The sequence below is a fragment of the Aeromonas sp. FDAARGOS 1409 genome, assembly GCF_019048705.1.
GTDB lineage: Bacteria > Pseudomonadota > Gammaproteobacteria > Enterobacterales > Aeromonadaceae > Aeromonas > Aeromonas sanarellii.
In genome coordinates, this window is the sequence record NZ_CP077395.1 from 4,315,159 (window position 1) to 4,330,853 (window position 15,695).

Consider the following 15,695-nt stretch of genomic DNA (forward strand, 5'->3'; position numbering starts at 1 on the left):
TTAGGTGTTACACGGCCAGGGAGAGCCTGGTCGACTCCACGGGCGCCCCGACACCGGACGCCAGATAAGGAATGACGTTGCGCACCAGCCCTTCCACATCGAGCTGCTGGCCAAAATCGGCCTGGGCGATGTCACGCAGGGCATCGGCGGAGGCCATGGTGAACACGACGGTGCCCAGGGTGAAGTGCAGGCGCCAGAAGAGATCCGCCGGCGACAAGTCCGGGTTGGCCTTGGAGATGGCCTGGGTGATCCCGTGCAGGGTCGCCCCATAATGGGTGGTGATGAAGCGGCGCAGGTGGCCCTGGCTGTCGATGTAACCGCGCCCCAGCAACTGCATGAAGAGCGCAGGACCGTTTGGGCGCACCGCCACCAGATTCATCAGGGGGTCGACGAAACTTTCGAACACCTGCAGCAGGGTCAGCTGCTCCTGCGCCATCAGGGTCTGCAGGCGCGCATCCAGCTCCGGCATGAAGAGGCTCAGATAACGGTCGAGCACCGCCTGGATAAGCTCCTTCTTGGAGCCGAAGTGATAGTTGACCGAGGCCAGGTTCACATCGGCTTCGCTGGTGATCAGACGCAACGAGGTATCGGCGAATCCCCGCTCGGCAAACAGCACCTCGGCGGCATCGAGAATACGGTTCTTGGTATCGATTTTACTCACTGGACACCTCACTTAAACGAATGTTTAAAAAGTACGTTTCATGCCCAGCCATGTCAAGAGAATGTGAACGAGTGTTGGCGAAATGTTTTTAATCAAAAAAGAGGGAAGAGGACGGGAACTTCGCGGCGAGAGGGGACTCTATATCTATGCCACTGCAATTAAACATTAAGTCTCGCCCAACCTGCGCCATGCTAGTTGGGCATTTTTTTGTCCGCGTGGCGCCAATATCATCAGGGCAAAAAAAACCGTCGCAGGGGCGACGGTGGGGAAACGGGTCAGACCATCCAGTGTCGACCCATCGATGGGTGTTCAGGCTTGCATCGATAGGGTCATCCTCGCAGGCAAACGTCATCAGACTTTGTCAGCTACAGCCTAATTTGTGACAAAGTATGGCAAGCCGTTTCGTGGCCCCTCCCCACCATTTTTGCTATGCTGGCGCCTCATGCCAGAGGGGAGAGAAGATGAAGTACACGGTCGATACCCACACGCACACCGTCGCCAGCACCCACGCCTACAGCACCATTCACGACTACCTGCCCATCGCCAGAGCCAAGGGGATCAAGCTGTTCGCCACCACGGATCACGGCCCCGACATGGCCGATGCCCCGCACTACTGGCACTTCGTCAACCTGCATGTGCTGCCCAGAGTCGTGGACGGCGTCGGCATCCTGCGCGGCATCGAGGCCAACATCAAGAACATCGACGGCGAGATCGACTTCCCCGAGCGCTACGAATCGCGACTCGACATGATCATGGCGGGCTTTCACGAACCGGTGTTTCCCCCCTGCGATCGGGCGACCCACACCCAGGCCATGATCAACGCCATCAAAAGCGGTCGAGTCGACATGATAAGCCACCCCGGCAATCCCGCCTTCCCCATCGACATCCAGGCCGTGGTCAGGGCCGCCGCCGAATACCGGGTAGCGCTGGAGATCAACAACTCCTCCTTCAATCATTCCCGCCCGGGCAGTGAGAGCAATTGCCGCGCCATCGTCGAGGCGGCGCGCGACCTTGGCGCCTACCTCACCTTCGGCTCCGACTCCCACGTGGCCTTCAGCCTCGGCGATTTCGATCACTGCCACCGTCTGGTGACCGAGGCCGACTTCCCCGAGGAGCGGATCCTGGCACGCTCCCCCCGTGCCCTGCTCGCGTTTCTCGAGAGCCGCGGTCGTGCCCATATCCCGGAGTTCGCCGACCTCTGACGGTTTCCCGTAACTCCATGAGCTCACTCATAAAACTGAGTTCAGCTCATTGACTTGCTACCTATTTTTCGGGAATCTAGCGGCACGCCGGTATAGCTCAGTTGGTAGAGCAGCGCATTCGTAATGCGAAGGTCGTAGGTTCGACTCCTATTACCGGCACCAGATAAAACAAAGGGTTAGCCTCATCTAGAAGCTAACCCTTTGTGCTTTTTATCGCCTGGATCTTGCCAGGGCTCCCAGTCTAACCACGCGAGAGCCCTTCCCACTTCCTGTCATGAGCCGCTCTTCGATTCTGCCCCTGACACGCCAACCGGGAGATCCGTCAGGGCGTGAGCCACCAGGTGGCTCGCCCCGGCATGGTGACACCTGGCCGGCCTTTTTCTTGCCAGACGCGTCTTACTGCACGGCATAGATCTGGTCGAACACACCGCCCTCCTTGAAATGAGTGCGCTGGATGACAGGCCACTCGCCGAAGGTCTTTGCCACATTGAGGAAGGTGGCTTTCGGAAAGCGATCGGCGAACTCGGCGAGGATCGCCGGGTTGCGCGGGCGCAGGTAGTTGTTGGCGGCGATGCGCTGCCCTTCGTCAGACCACAGGTAGGTCAGGTAGGCCTCGGCCTCCTTGCGGGTGCCCTGCTTGTCGACGACCTTGTCCACCACCGCCACCGGCAACTCGGCCACGGCGGTGACGCTCGGGTAGATCACCTCGAAGCTGCCACGACCGAACTCGCGGGCGATCATCTCGGCTTCGTTCTCGAAGGTGATCAGCACATCGCCTATCCGGTTCTGGATGAAGGTGCTGGTGGCGGCGCGGCCACCGGTGTCGAGCACGGGAACCTGCCTGAACAGTTTGCCCACAAACGCCCTGGCCGCCTTCTCGTCGCCACCTTGCTCCAGTACATAGCCCCAGGCCGACAGATAGGTGTAGCGACCGTTCCCCGAAGTCTTGGGATTGGGCACTATCACCTTCACTCCCTCCTTGAGCAGATCAGGCCAGTCCTTCAGCCCCTTGGGGTTGCCCTTGCGCACGATGAACACGGTGGCCGAGGTGAAGGGCGCGCTGTTGTCCGGCAGGCGGGCGGCCCACTCTTTCGGGACCAGGCCGCCATGCTCGGCGAGGGCGTTGATGTCGGTGGCCATGTTCATGGTGATGACATCGGCGGGCAGGCCGTCGATGACGGCGCGCGCCTGCTTGCTCGAGCCGCCGTGGGACATATTGATCTGCAGCGGCTCGCCGCCTTCCGCCTGCCAGTGTTTCTGGAAGGCGGCGTTGTAATCCTTGTAGAAGTCGCGCATCACGTCATAGGAGGCGTTGAGCAGGGTGGCCGCCTGGGCCAGCGGGGTCAGGGCCAGGCCTGCGGCGAGCAGGGTGGCGGGCACGAGTCGTTTCATTGCACGTCCTTGGAATGAGAGTCGAGTGACCAACTATAAGAGCCACGCATTTATTCTTTGAAAGAATAATTAGTGCGCAGCTTATGCGATAAATGGCATCACCTGGGTACGACTCGCCAAGGGCGACGGAGGCGACAGCGATGCGGCCGTCGATGCTCGCAGGTCGATGATGACGGTAGGGTCAGACGCACAATATCGAGAGCGCTGGTGCGGGCTCATTCCCGGACTTGGTGAGCGGCCATCCCGCGCCACCTCTTCCGTCGCCGATGTGCGGTTTGCGGGGCGGCAGCACACATAGAAACGGGGCGAACCAGATGGTTCGCCCCGTGCTTGTCGACACCGACAGTGCCTCCTTTCTCCTGCCCGCGTCAGCCGGCCGGCTTCTCCTCCTCGGGGGCCTGCCAGCCGCCGCCGACTGCCTTGTAGAGGGCGACCTGGTTGCTAAGTTGGGCGAGCCGGGTGCTGATGAGCCCCTGCTTGGCGCTGAACAGGGTGCGCTGGGCATCGAGGCGGGTCAGATAGCTGTCCACCCCCTGCTCGTAGCGCACCTCCGCCAGCCTGAAGTAGGTCTGGTTCGCCTCCACCAGCGCCTGCTGGGCCTGCAGCTGTTGCTGGTAGTCAGCCTGTGCGCCGAGCGCATCCGCGACCTCCTTGAAGGCGGTCTGGATGCTCTTCTCGTAGCTCGCCACCGCCTGCCTGGTGCCCACTTCCGCCACGTCCAGATCCGCAACGCGCTTGCCACCGTCGAAGATGGGCAGGCTTATCTGGGGCATGAAGGTCCAGGTGCCGGTGCCGCCGTCAAACAGGCCGCTCAGCTGGTTGCTGGCGGTGCCCGCCGTCGCGGTGAGCGAGATGGTCGGGAAGAAGGCGGCGCGGGCCGCGCCGATATTGGCGTTGGCCGCCTTCAGGCTGTGCTCCGCCGCCAGGATGTCCGGGCGCTGCTGCAGCAGGCTGGAGGGTGCCCCCACCGGGATCGGCGCCAGTTTCACCTCGGCCAGGGTGGCCGGCTGTGTCGCCAGCACGGGCACCTCGGTGCCAAGCAGCAGGGCCAGGCCGTTTCTGTCCTGTTTCACCAGGCGCTGGTATTGCGCCTGGCTGACCCTGGCGTTCTCGAGCGCCGTGCGCCCCTGGGCCAGCTCCATCTCGGAGGCGGCCCCCAGCCGGTATTTGTGCTGGGTCAGGGCGTAGCTCTCCTGCTCGGTGGCCAGGGTCGCCTGGCTCAGGGCCAGCAGCTCCTGATCCGCCAGCAGGGTGAAGTAGGCGTTCGCCACCGAGGCGATCAGCGCGATCTGGGTGCTGCGCCGGGTCTCGATTTGCGCCAGGTAGTTCTCCAGTGCCTGATCCTTCAGGCTCTGGATCCGGCCAAACAGGTCCAGCTCATAGGCGGTGATGCCGATGTCGGCGCCGTACTGGCTGCTGATGGTGCCCTGCCCCGCGGTGCTGAGATCGTCGGATCCCTGCTGGCGGGTGCCAGAGCCGCTGGCGGCCAGGGTCGGCAACTGGGCCGCCCGCTGGATCCGGTATTGCGCCTCATAGGCCTCGACGTTGAGGGCAGCGATGCGCAGATCCCGGTTGTTCTCAAGGGCCGTGCCGATCAGCGTCTGCAGGGCCGGGTCCTGGAACTGCTGGCGCCAGGGGGCAAGCTCCCCCTTGGCGGCCAGATTGTCCTGCCAGGAGGCCCCTCGGGGCAGCTCGGGGCGCTGGTAGTCGGGGGCCATGGAGCAAGCCCCCAGCAGCAGGGTCACACTCAGAGCGATCAATGTCTTAGCCATGGTTGATCTCCTTGGCGTGGGTGATGCGCTCCTCGGCGCTCTGGTGCTCGGTGAAATAGCGCATCACCAGCACGAAGAACAGCGGCACGAAGAAGATGGCGAGCACGGTGGCGCTGATCATCCCCCCCATCACGCCGGTGCCGATGGCGTTGCGGCTGCTGGCACCGGCCCCAGTGCTGATCACCAGCGGCAACACGCCGAGGATGAAGGCGAGCGAGGTCATCAGGATGGGGCGCAGGCGCTGGCGCGAGGCCTCCACCACCGCATCCCCGAGCTTCATCCCCTTGTCGTGCAGCTCCTTGGCGAACTCGACGATGAGGATGGCGTTCTTGGCCGACAGCCCGATCGTGGTGAGCAGGCCCACCTGGAAGTAGACGTCGTTCTCGAGCCCGCGCAGGGTGGCGGCCAGGATGGCCCCCAGCACCCCGAGCGGTACCACCAGCATGACGGAGAACGGAATGCTCCAGCTCTCGTAGAGGGCCGCCAGACAGAGGAAGACCACCAGCAGCGAGATGGCGTAGAGCGCCGGCGCCTGGGAACCCGCCTGACGCTCCTGGAAGGAGAGGCCGGTCCACTCGATGCCGATGCCTTCCGGCAGCTGCTTCACCATCTGTTCGATGGCCGCCATGGCGTCGCCCGTACTCTTGCCCGGCGCCGCCTCACCGACGATCTCCATGGCGGAGACGCCGTTGTAGCGCTCGAGGCGAGGCGAACCATAGCTCCACTCGGTGCTGGCAAAGGCGGAGAAGGGCACCATCTGGCCCGCACTGTTGCGCACGTACCACAGTTTCAGATCTTCCGGGTTCATCCGGAACGGTGCGTCAGCCTGCAGGTAGACCTTCTTGACCCGGCCTCTGTCGACGAAGTCGTTCACGTAGGAGGAGCCCCAGGCCGCCGACAGGGTGTTGTTGATGTCGGCGATGGAGAGCCCCTGGGCCAGCGCCTTCTCATAGTCGATCTTGATGTCGAGCTGGGGGGTGTCCTCCATCCCGTTCGGGCGCACCCGCACCAGGTTGGGATCCTGCGCCGCCATGCCGAGCAACTGGTTGCGGGCCGCCATCAGCTTCTCGTGACCCAGACCACCGCGGTCCTGCAGGAAGAAGTCGAAGCCGGTGGCCGTGCCAAGCTCCGGGATGGGGGGCAGGTTGAAGGCGAACACCTGGGCTTCCTTGATGCTGAACAGGAACCCCATGGCGCGGCCTATGATGGCGTTGGCGCTGCGCTCTTCCCCTTGCCGCTCGCTCCAGTCCTTGAGCTTGATGAAGGCCATGCCGCTGTTCTGGCCGCTACCGGCGAAGCTGAAGCCCGCCACCGTCAGCACGGAGTCCACGTTCTCCTTCTCGTTCTCGAGGAAGTAGTCGCGCATCTCGGCGAGCACCACCTCGGTACGCTCCTTGGTGGCCCCCACCGGCAGCTGCACCATGGACATGATGACCCCCTGATCCTCTTCCGGCAGGAAGGAGGTGGGCAGGCGCATGAAGAGCACCGCCAGCACCGCCAGCATGGCGACGTAGATGATACCGTAGCGGGCCCCCTGCTTGATCACCTTGCGCACACCGTTCTGGTAGCGATTTGCGTTGGTGTCGAAGAAGCGGTTGAACCAGCCGAAGAAGCCGCGCTGGGCACCGAACTCGCCGTGCTTCATGGGTTTGAGCAGGGTGGCACAGAGCGCCGGGGTCAGGATCAGGGCCACCAGCACCGAGAGCACCATGGCCGAGACGATAGTGAGGGAGAACTGGCGATAGATGGCGCCGGTGGAGCCACCGAAGAAGGCCATGGGCACGAACACAGCGGACAGCACCAGGGCGATGCCCACCAGGGCGCCGGTGATCTGGGTCATGGACTTGCGGGTCGCCTCCAGCGGGGAGAGCCCCTCCTCGCTCATCAGACGCTCCACGTTCTCCACCACCACGATGGCGTCATCCACCAGCAGGCCGATGGCGAGCACCAGGCCGAACATGGTCAGGGTGTTGATGGAGAAGCCGAAGGCCGCCATGACGCCGAAGGTCCCGAGCAGCACCACGGGCACGGCGATGGTCGGGATCAGGGTCGCCCGGAAGTTCTGCAGAAACAGATACATGACGCAGAACACCAGGAAGATGGCCTCGATCAGCGTCTGCACCACCTCCTCGATGGAGATCTTCACGAACGGCGTGGTGTCGTAGGGGTAGACGATCTCCATGTTGGCCGGGAAGTAGGCCGACAGCTCGCCCAGCTTGGCGCGCACGTGCTCGGCGGTGTCCAGGGCGTTGGCACCGGTGGCGAGCTTGATGGCAACCGCCGCGGTGGCCTGACCGTTGTAGAGCGCGGTGGCGTCGTAGCTTTCGCCGGCCAGCTCGACCCGGGCCACGTCCTTGAGCAGCACCTTGGAGCCGTCCTGGTTCACCCGCAGCAGGATGTTGTTGAACTCCTCCACGGTGGAGAGCCGGGTCTGGCCCATGATGGTGGCGGTAAATTGCTGATCGCTCACCGCAGGGGTGCCTCCCAGCTTGCCGAAGGCGACCTGGGCGTTCTGGGCCTTGATGGCGGTCTGGATGTCGGCCGGGGTCATCTGCACCCGATTGAGCTTGTGGGGATCCAGCCAGACGCGCATGGAGTACTGGCTGCCGAACAATGTGATGTCACCCACCCCGTCCAGCCGGCTCAGGGGCTCCTTGATGTTGGCCACCACGTAATCGGCGAGATCGTCGTTGGTCATGCTGCCATCGGTGGAGATGAAGGCGGCCACCATGAGGAAGCTGCTGGAGGTCTTCTGGACGCGCACCCCCTGCTGCTGCACCTCCTGGGGCAGCAGCGACATGGCCTGCTGCAGCTTGTTCTGCACCTGCACCTGGGCGATGTCGGGATCGGTACCCGGCTTGAAGGTGAGGGTCACACTGACATTGCCGGACGAATCGGACTGCGCCGACATGTAGAGCAGGTGATCCAGCCCCGTCATGTTCTGCTCGATGATCTGGGTGACCGAGTCTTCCACCGTCTTGGCGGAGGCCCCCGGGTAGCTGGCGGAGATACCCACCGCCGGCGGGGCTATGGTCGGGTACTGGGCCACCGGCAGGCTGATGATGGCCATGGCCCCGGCCAGCATGATCACCAGGGCGATCACCCAGGCGAAAATGGGTCTATCTATGAAAAATCGTGCCATGAGGCGACTACTCCATCCTACTGCTTGGTTGCCGGGGTCTGCTGAGCCTGTACTGTGTTGCTGGCGCGTTCAGTGGGCGCCACCGCAGCCCCGGGTTTGACTTTCTGCAGGCCGGCGACGATCACCTTCTCGCCGGCATCGAGGCCGGATTCCACCACCCAGCTGTCGCCGGACATGCGACCGACCTGCACCTCGCGCAGCGCCACCTTGTTGTCCGCCGTCACCACCATGACGGTGGCCCCGCCCTTGGGCGTGCGGGTCACCGCGGTCTGCGGCACCAGCAGGCCTTCGGGGCGCTCGCCCTCCTGCAGGGTGGCGCGCATGAACATGCCGGGCAGCAGCAGCTGATCCGGGTTCGGCACTATCACCCTCAGGGTCACCATGCCGGTGGTCTCGTCCACGGTCACGTCGGAGAACTGGAGCGAGCCTTTCTGGCCGTACTGGCTGCCATCTTCCAGCTGGAAGCTGACGCTGGCACCGTCCTGCTCGCCCTGGGTCAGCTTGCCCGCGGCGACCTGGCGCTTGAGGCGCAGCAGGTCGGCGGTGGACTGGCGCACGTCCACATACATGGGATCGAGCTGGGAGATGGTGGTGAGGCTGGCGGCCTGCTGGGCGGTCACCAGGGCCCCCTCGGTCACCGCCGACTTGCCGATGCGGCCGCTGATGGGGGCCGTGATGCGGGTATAGGCCAGGTTGATGTTGGCACTCTGCAGGGCCGCCTTGGCGGCGCCGATCTCGGCCACCTGCTGTTTCCAGGTGGCATCGGCGTCGTCATACTCCTGACGGCTGATGGCCTTCACCTTCACCAGCTCGGCGTAACGCTGGGCCTTGAGGCGAGCGCTGCGCTCGTTGGCCTCGGCCTTGGCCAGGTTCGCCTTGGCACTGGCGACGGCGGCCTGATAGACGGCGGGATCGATCTGATACAGCAGCTGGCCGGCCTTGACGTCGCTGCCCTCGGTGAACAGGCGCTTGAGGATGATGCCGTTCACCTGGGGACGCACCTCGGCCACCCGCAGGGGGGCGGTGCGACCGGTGAGCTCGGACATGAGCTGCAGCGGGGCGGTATGAAGGGTGACCACGTCCACGGCGGCGGGAGGCATCTCCATGGCCTGCTGGGCTTCTCCCTTGTCACCACAGCCTGCCAGCAGGCCACTTGCCAGCAAGGCAAGGCCGACCGAACGTGCGAGAATATGTTTATGCATGAAGTCTCTGAGCCTCTGTTTCAACAAAATAAAAAACGACAAAACCACAGGGTTTATAAGGTGCCTGTTGGTAAAATGGCGAAGATGAGGCAATATACATACATTCACGAATGTATGTAAGAAACTTTTTTCACTGATCGACAGGAACCGAGCCCATGGCCAGACGCACCAAAGAAGAGGCACAACAGACCCGCTGCCACATCATGAGCACGGCGCTGGATCTCTTCTGCCAGCAAGGGCTGGCGAGGACCAGCCTGACCGACATCGCCAAGGCTGCGGATCTCACACGGGGCGCCATCTACTGGCACTTCAAGAACAAGGAGGAACTGTTCGTCACCCTGTGGGAGGAGCTGTGCGCCCCCCTCTCCCACCAGCTCGACGCCTGCGTCGACGAAGCGGAGCCGGACCCCCTCGGCAAGCTGCGGATCTTCCTCAAGGAGGTGATGGTCAAGATCGGCACAGAGCCCGCCCACCAGCAGATGTTCACCATCATCTTCAGCCTGGAGGCCCTGGAAGGGGAGGCCAGTGCCCTGCGGGATCACATGCGCCAGCAGTCCATCAACTTCTTCCGGGATCTGGAGATCACCCTGGCCAATGCGGTGCGCCACGGCCAGCTGCCCCAGGGGCTGGATCTGCGGCGCGCCACCACCCTGCTGCACTGCACCCTGGACGGCTACATCATCAACTGGCTGCACTTCCCCGATCGCATCGACCTGATCCGGGAGTCGGACACCCTGCTCGACACCCTGTTCGGTCTGATCGCCAGCGCCCCCCTCCCGCTGCGCCGGCAAGCCTGATGGCCCGGGCGCAGATACCCTTTCATCGGGGCTGAACAGTCGGGGGCGAATTTGCTAGAGTAGCCGCCCACCGCAGAGATGAGCCCATGATAGCGCCCCACACCCCAGCCCCGAGCCCAGATACCCGTCCCGCCCTCGTGGCCGGAGCCCATGCCCCCTTCCTCGCCCTGCTGCCCGCACGAGGCCACCTGCTGGAGGCCGGCTGCGGCGCGGGTGAGGATCTGCGCCTCTTTCGGGAGCGGGGGCTGATGGTGACCGCCTTCGATGCGAGCCGGGAGCAGGCGGCGGCCGCCTCGCGCCTTTGCGGCCAGCCGGTGCGGGTCTGCCGTTTCGAGCAGATGCGAAGCGTCGTCCCCTATGACGGCATCTGGGCCAGCGCCTCCCTGCCCTGCCTGCCCGGGGAGGAGATAGCTCCGGTGCTCCGGCACCTCGCCGCCCTCCTCAAGACCGGCGGGCCCCTCTACTGCTCCTTCCCCCATGCCGATGGCGAGTCGCCGGCCAGCGGGCCGCCCCAGGCGTATCCCCTGCTGACCCGGCTCGACGAGGCCGGGCTGCTTCGCCTCGTCACCCCCCTACCCTTGACGCTGCACCGCCACTGGTGCAGCGAGGATGGGGCGAACGGCCGCTGGCTGCACGCATTGCTGCTGAGATGCTGAGATGCTGAGATGCTGAGCGCAGCAAAGAGAGGATGAGGGGCCGCAGGTAGCCCGCTCTGTTCCCCGCGGCTCGGGCGCTGACGCAGCGAAGACAGGATGAAGGGGCGTTGGGTGCATGCATTGCTTCCTGCGGCCCTGGCACTGCGTCCAGAGGCCGCCACGCTCCAGTTCAAAACGCGATAAAAACCCTCAACATCAAAATTTAACGCCACATTAACCAGCGCAAGACAGACAAGATGCGGAGTTTGTGTTAAAAAGCGCCATCAAAATCATTATTTAATCACAACACAGACACCAACACCTGGATTCCCCCATGAAACTCGTCCTTAACCTGATCGCCGGCATCCTCGCCGGTCTGCTGCTCGGTCTCTATGCCCCGGAATGGGTCGCTCGGGTGCTGTTCACGGCCAAGACGGTGATAGGCCAGCTCATCACCTTCACCATTCCGCTCATCATCCTCTTCTTCATCATGAGCGGCATCGCCAGCCTGCCGAAGAACTCCGGCAAGCTGCTGGGCAAGACGGTGGGACTCTCCTACTGCTCCACCATACTGGCGGGCCTGTTCGCCTTCACCGTGGCGAGCCACCTGATCCCGCGCCTGACCACGGCCGCCGAGCCCACGGCGCAAGCCGCCATCAAGCTCGCCTCCTACATCAATCTCGAGATCCCGCCCCTGTTCGGGGTGATGTCGGCCCTGGCCGCCGCCTTCGTGTTCGGCATCGGCATCAGCGCCACCCAGGCCACCGACCTGCGCCGGGTCGCCGATCAGGGTCGTGACATCATCGACCGCCTGCTGGCACGCGTGATCATTCCCCTGCTGCCTTTCTACATCGCCGGCGTCTTCGTCGAGATGACGGTGGAAGGCACCGTCTTCGCCACCCTCAAGACCTTCGGCGTGGTGCTGGTGATGGCCATACTGATGCACTGGATCTGGCTCTGCGTGCTCTTCGTCGGCACCGGACTGGCCCTGGGGCGCTCCCCCGCCATGCTCATCAAGAACATGCTGCCCGCCTACTTCACCGCGCTCGGCACCATGTCCAGCGCCGCCACCATCCCGGTGGCCCTGCAGGCCAGCAAGCGCAACGGGGTGAGCGAGGGCATCGCCAACTTCACCGTGCCCCTGTGCGCCACCATCCACCTGTGCGGCTCCACCATCACGCTGGTGACCTGCGCCACCGCCGTCATGTTCCTCTCCGAACACCTGGCCATTCCGGGCTATGACACCATGCTGCCCTTCATCATGATGCTGGGCGTCATCATGATCGCCGCTCCCGGTGCCCCGGGGGGCGGCGTCATGTCCGCGCTCGGCCTGCTCACCTCCATGCTCGGCTTCGGCGAGGCCTCCATCGCCCTGATGATCGCCCTCTACCTGGCCCAGGACAGCTTCGGCACCGCCTGCAACGTCACCGGTGACGGCGTCATCGCCCTCTGGGCCGACCGCTTCGCCCAACGCGACCAAGGCGCCCCGCTCCCCGAGCAGGATGCCGCCTGATCACTCAGGCCAATAAAAAACGGGAGCCGATGGCTCCCGTTTTTTATTGCCTAGTGCCGGCTTGTCAGCCCCGGCGGCGGATCACCCCTTCCTGCATGGTGCTGGCCACCAGCACAGCGTCGCGGGTGAAGAACTGGCCGCGCACCAGGCCCCGGCCGCCGCTGGCGCTCGGGCTGTCCACCACGTAGAGCAGCCAGTCGTCCAGCCTGAACTCCCGGTGGAACCACATGGAGTGATCTATGGTGGCCACCTGCATGTCCGGCTCCCAGTACGACACCCCGTGGGGCTGCAGGGCGGCGAACAGGAAGTGGAAGTCGGAGGCATAGGCCAACAGGTAGTTGTGGACCCGCTGATCGTCCGGCACAGGGCCGTTGGCCTTGAACCAGGTGTAGCGCAGGGGCTCGTGCACGTCCGGGCGGATGGGGTCCACCAGGGTCACCGGGCGGATCTCGATGGGCTTCTCGCACAGGATCTTGTCCCGCAGGGCCGCCGGGATCAGCTGCTCGTAGGGGCGCACCAGCTCCAGCTCGCTCTTGAGCTGCTCGGGAGGCGTGATGCCTTCGGGCATCTGCGCCTGGTGCTCGAAGCCTTCGGCCTCCACCTGGAAGGAGGCGTTGAGGTAGAAGATGGGCTTGCCGCCCTGGATCGCCTTGACCCGGCGGGTGGAGACGGTCTGGCCGTCGCGGATGTTCTCCACGTCGTAGACGATGGGCTTGTTGGCATCGCCTGGGCGCAGGAAGTAGGAGTGGAAGCTGTGCACCTGGCGATCGACGGCGACCGTCTGCTTGGCGGCTGACAAGGCCTGCCCCATCACCTGTCCGCCAAACACGGATCGCAACCCGAGATCCTGGCTCTGGCCCCGAAACAGGCCCTCCTCGATCTTCTCCAGCGCCAGCAGTGCCAGCAGTTCATCCAGTACCTTGCTCATTGGTTTCTCCTGTATCAGTGCGGGAAAGGCTAACAAGCCCGTCCCGGCAGGGCAACCTTCCTGGCGCGCATCCCGGCCGCAACCCCCTCCCGGCCTCCCCCTTCAAAAGGGGGAGGAGCATGAAGCTCTCCAACCCACACAGAGGCAACTCTGGCCCCCTCCCCTGGCAAGGGGAGGGCTGGGGTGGGGTCAGACGTGATCAAGCCATGCCCGAATCGATACAACCACTCCGGGTAGATTTTGCATCACCTCCCTGTTGCTAAATCTCAGTACCGTCAACGACAGGGCCGCCATATAGGCATCCCGTTGCTTGTCATGGCTCAAGCCTCGCTCGTCGAAATGGCTGTCACCATCGACCTCTATCATCAATAACCGCTCGGGACAGTAAAAGTCGGCAATGTATGGGCCAATGCCCTGTTGGCGACGAAACTTGACCCCCAGTTGCCCAGCCCGCAGCAGCTGCCACAGTCGCCGCTCGGGCTCTGTTGGATTGCCTCTTTGTTCACGTCGTTTGTCCAGTGTGGCCTCACGGTTGAAAATACGGACAGGCCTCTCGCTCATAGTTGTACTCCTTATGGCTACAAACTATTTCAGCGTAAACCACAGCCACCCCCTCCCGGCCTCCCCCTCTCTGAGGGGGAGGAGCCTGTCTGGCCCTTTCTCTCCCCGTGCGATTGAGTCTCAAGGAGCCCGGCGGGAACAGGCAACAAAAAGCCCGCACCATAAGGTGCGGGCTTGGGTTGTTCCAGGCCGACAGGGCGGCGGCGACGGCTTACTTGCTGCCGGTGCCGGAGTTGCGGGTGGAGGAGGTCGGCTTGCGACGGGCTGTGGTGCTGCGCGCGCGCGGCTCCTTGCCCTGCATCTCCTTGTGGCGCTTGACCGCGCGACGGATCTGGGCGGCCTGCTTGTGGCGACCGGCCTTGCCATCCTGCTGCAGATCCACCTTGGACTCGGTCTCGTTCGGCAGATTCACCAGGCCGCGCAGGTAGTTCACCTCGGGGAGCTTCAGCTCCTGCCAGCCACCGCGGGGGATACCGCGATCCAGGGTGACGTCGCCGTAGCGGATGCGCATCAGGCGGCTCACCTGCACTTCCTGGGATTCCCACAGGCGGCGCACTTCCCGGTTGCGGCCCTCGGTCAGGGTGACGTTGAACCACTGGTTCAGCCCCTCGCCGCCGGCCGGCTTGATCTTGTTGAACTTGGCCATGCCGTCTTCCAACTGCACGCCCTTGCGCAGGCGCTGCAGCATGGCTTCGGTGATCTCGCCAAAGACCCGCACCGCATATTCCCGCTCCACTTCGTGGCTCGGGTGCATCAGGCGGTTCGCCAGCTCGCCGTCTGTGGTGAACAGCAAGAGACCCGAGGTGTTGACGTCGAGACGACCGACCGCGATCCAGCGGGCGCCATCCATCTTGGGCAGACGATCAAACACGGTGGGGCGACCCTCGGGATCGTGGCGGGTACACATCTCCCCTTCAGGCTTGTGGTACGCCAGCACGCGGCAGATCACTTCCTCTGCGGCGCGGGTCTTGACCTGGTGGCCATCCACCCGGATCACGGCGTTCACTTCGACGCGATCCCCCAGCGTGGCGACCTTGCCGTCCACGCTGACCCGACCTGCGGTGATCAGGGCCTCCATCTCACGACGGGAGCCTTGACCCGCGCGGGCCAATACTTTTTGCAGTTTTTCACTCATCGGGGTTACCTGATTGTTGATCGCTGCCCGCCGACATCGCGGACAACCTTGGTTCTTGTGCGAAGGCCCCATTGGCCTCCCCACCATCTTCATGCTCAGGACGGCCAACCAGAGGCTGACCGTCACCGCCCTCGCCCGGCATGAGCGACAAGGGGGTCTGCAGTTCGGGATCCAGCTCGGGAAGCTGTTCCAGACTCCGCAGATTGAAATAGTCCAGAAATTCCCGGGTGGTGGCGAGCAGCTCGGGGCGACCCGCCACCTCCTTGTGGCCTATGCTGCGCACCCAGCCACGTTCTTTCAGGGTGTTGACGATCTGGCTCGACACCGCCACCCCGCGGATGGCCTCTATCTCGGCCCGGGTGATGGGCTGACGATAGGCAATCAGGGTCAGGGTTTCCAGCACGGCGCGGGAATAACGGGGCGCCCGCTCGCTCCACAGGCGAGACAACTCCTCGGCATACTCCTGACGGGCCTGGAAGCGCCAGCCGGAGGCCACCTCCTTGAGCTCGACCCCCCGCGTCTCGTAGTCTTTCCTGAGCTCCGCCAGCAGCAGCTGGACGTAGCGGCCGGTGACCGGGTAATCCGAGAGCACCCCGGCCTTGAGCTCGTTCACCGTGAGGGGACGGCCCGCCACGAAGAGCGCCGCCTCGATCAGGGTCTTCAGCCGTTCAGCGGGCAGCGCCATTGGGCTCTCCTCCCAGAGTCAGCGTCTTGAGTTGCTCAGGCAGCGCCACGACAGGCCTCCCGGGCTGTGC

At 64.0% G+C, this 15,695-nt stretch carries 13 protein-coding genes and 1 tRNA gene; 5 read left to right on the forward strand and 9 right to left on the reverse strand.

All coding sequences use genetic code 11. The annotated features are described in order from the left end of the window. Positions 1–7: 7 nt before the first annotated feature. Positions 8–661, reverse strand: coding sequence for a TetR/AcrR family transcriptional regulator (locus I6L39_RS19945; RefSeq protein WP_216990623.1), 654 nt, complete (start codon positions 659–661; stop codon positions 8–10). Between the two features lie 461 nt (positions 662–1,122). On the opposite strand from I6L39_RS19945, the gene I6L39_RS19950 reads away from it, so the two are divergent. Both I6L39_RS19950 and I6L39_RS19955 read left to right on the forward strand, forming a co-directional pair. Then, on the forward strand, positions 1,123–1,863 hold the full coding sequence (locus tag I6L39_RS19950; RefSeq protein WP_216990624.1) for a phosphatase: 741 nt from the start codon (positions 1,123–1,125) through the stop codon (positions 1,861–1,863). Between the two features lie 86 nt (positions 1,864–1,949). Beyond that, a tRNA-Thr gene (locus I6L39_RS19955) sits at positions 1,950–2,025 on the forward strand. Between the two features lie 234 nt (positions 2,026–2,259). Here I6L39_RS19955 and I6L39_RS19960 read toward each other — a convergent pair. The 4 genes from I6L39_RS19960 to I6L39_RS19975 form a co-directional block, all read right to left on the reverse strand. After that, positions 2,260–3,255, reverse strand: coding sequence for a sulfate ABC transporter substrate-binding protein (locus tag I6L39_RS19960; RefSeq protein ID WP_209794924.1), 996 nt, complete (start codon positions 3,253–3,255; stop codon positions 2,260–2,262). 368 nt (positions 3,256–3,623) lie between these two features. Then, the gene (locus tag I6L39_RS19965; RefSeq protein ID WP_216990625.1) at positions 3,624–5,027 is read right to left on the reverse strand and encodes an efflux transporter outer membrane subunit; all 1,404 of its coding nucleotides are present in this window, start codon (positions 5,025–5,027) and stop codon (positions 3,624–3,626) included. Beyond that, on the reverse strand, positions 5,020–8,169 hold the full coding sequence (locus I6L39_RS19970) for an efflux RND transporter permease subunit (RefSeq protein WP_216990626.1): 3,150 nt from the start codon (positions 8,167–8,169) through the stop codon (positions 5,020–5,022). The genes I6L39_RS19965 and I6L39_RS19970 overlap by 8 nt, the downstream gene beginning before the upstream one ends. Before the next feature lie 17 nt (positions 8,170–8,186). Next, positions 8,187–9,371 carry an efflux RND transporter periplasmic adaptor subunit gene (locus I6L39_RS19975; protein ID WP_042074658.1) on the reverse strand — a complete coding sequence of 395 codons (1,185 nt, stop codon included), beginning with the start codon at positions 9,369–9,371 and terminating at the stop codon, positions 8,187–8,189. Between the two features lie 155 nt (positions 9,372–9,526). On the opposite strand from I6L39_RS19975, the gene I6L39_RS19980 reads away from it, so the two are divergent. The 3 genes from I6L39_RS19980 (at position 9,527) to I6L39_RS19990 (ending at position 12,316) form a co-directional block, all read left to right on the forward strand. Then, on the forward strand, positions 9,527–10,168 hold the full coding sequence (locus I6L39_RS19980) for a TetR family transcriptional regulator (RefSeq protein WP_209794927.1): 642 nt from the start codon (positions 9,527–9,529) through the stop codon (positions 10,166–10,168). A gap of 86 nt (positions 10,169–10,254) precedes the next feature. Further along, on the forward strand, positions 10,255–10,824 hold the full coding sequence (locus tag I6L39_RS19985; protein WP_216990627.1) for a bifunctional 2-polyprenyl-6-hydroxyphenol methylase/3-demethylubiquinol 3-O-methyltransferase UbiG: 570 nt from the start codon (positions 10,255–10,257) through the stop codon (positions 10,822–10,824). A 313-nt stretch (positions 10,825–11,137) separates the two neighbouring features. Further along, positions 11,138–12,316, forward strand: a complete 1,179-nt coding sequence (locus tag I6L39_RS19990) for a dicarboxylate/amino acid:cation symporter (protein WP_042074654.1) — start codon at positions 11,138–11,140, stop codon at positions 12,314–12,316. 64 nt (positions 12,317–12,380) lie between these two features. On the opposite strand, the gene tesB is transcribed toward I6L39_RS19990, so the two are convergent. The 4 genes from tesB to scpB all read right to left on the reverse strand — a co-directional run bounded on the left by tesB (position 12,381) and on the right by scpB (position 15,625). Next, positions 12,381–13,244 carry an acyl-CoA thioesterase II gene (gene tesB, locus I6L39_RS19995; protein ID WP_216990628.1) on the reverse strand — a complete coding sequence of 288 codons (864 nt, stop codon included), beginning with the start codon at positions 13,242–13,244 and terminating at the stop codon, positions 12,381–12,383. A gap of 189 nt (positions 13,245–13,433) precedes the next feature. Further along, positions 13,434–13,805: an endonuclease domain-containing protein gene (locus tag I6L39_RS20000; RefSeq protein WP_216990629.1), complete on the reverse strand. Its 372-nt coding sequence runs from the start codon at positions 13,803–13,805 to the stop codon at positions 13,434–13,436. Between the two features lie 211 nt (positions 13,806–14,016). Continuing rightward, positions 14,017–14,940, reverse strand: coding sequence for a 23S rRNA pseudouridine(2605) synthase RluB (gene rluB, locus I6L39_RS20005; RefSeq protein WP_042074648.1), 924 nt, complete (start codon positions 14,938–14,940; stop codon positions 14,017–14,019). Continuing rightward, positions 14,933–15,625, reverse strand: a complete 693-nt coding sequence (gene scpB, locus I6L39_RS20010; RefSeq protein ID WP_216990630.1) for an SMC-Scp complex subunit ScpB — start codon at positions 15,623–15,625, stop codon at positions 14,933–14,935. Before scpB ends, rluB begins: the two co-directional genes overlap by 8 nt. Between the last annotated feature and the right edge of the window lie 70 nt (positions 15,626–15,695).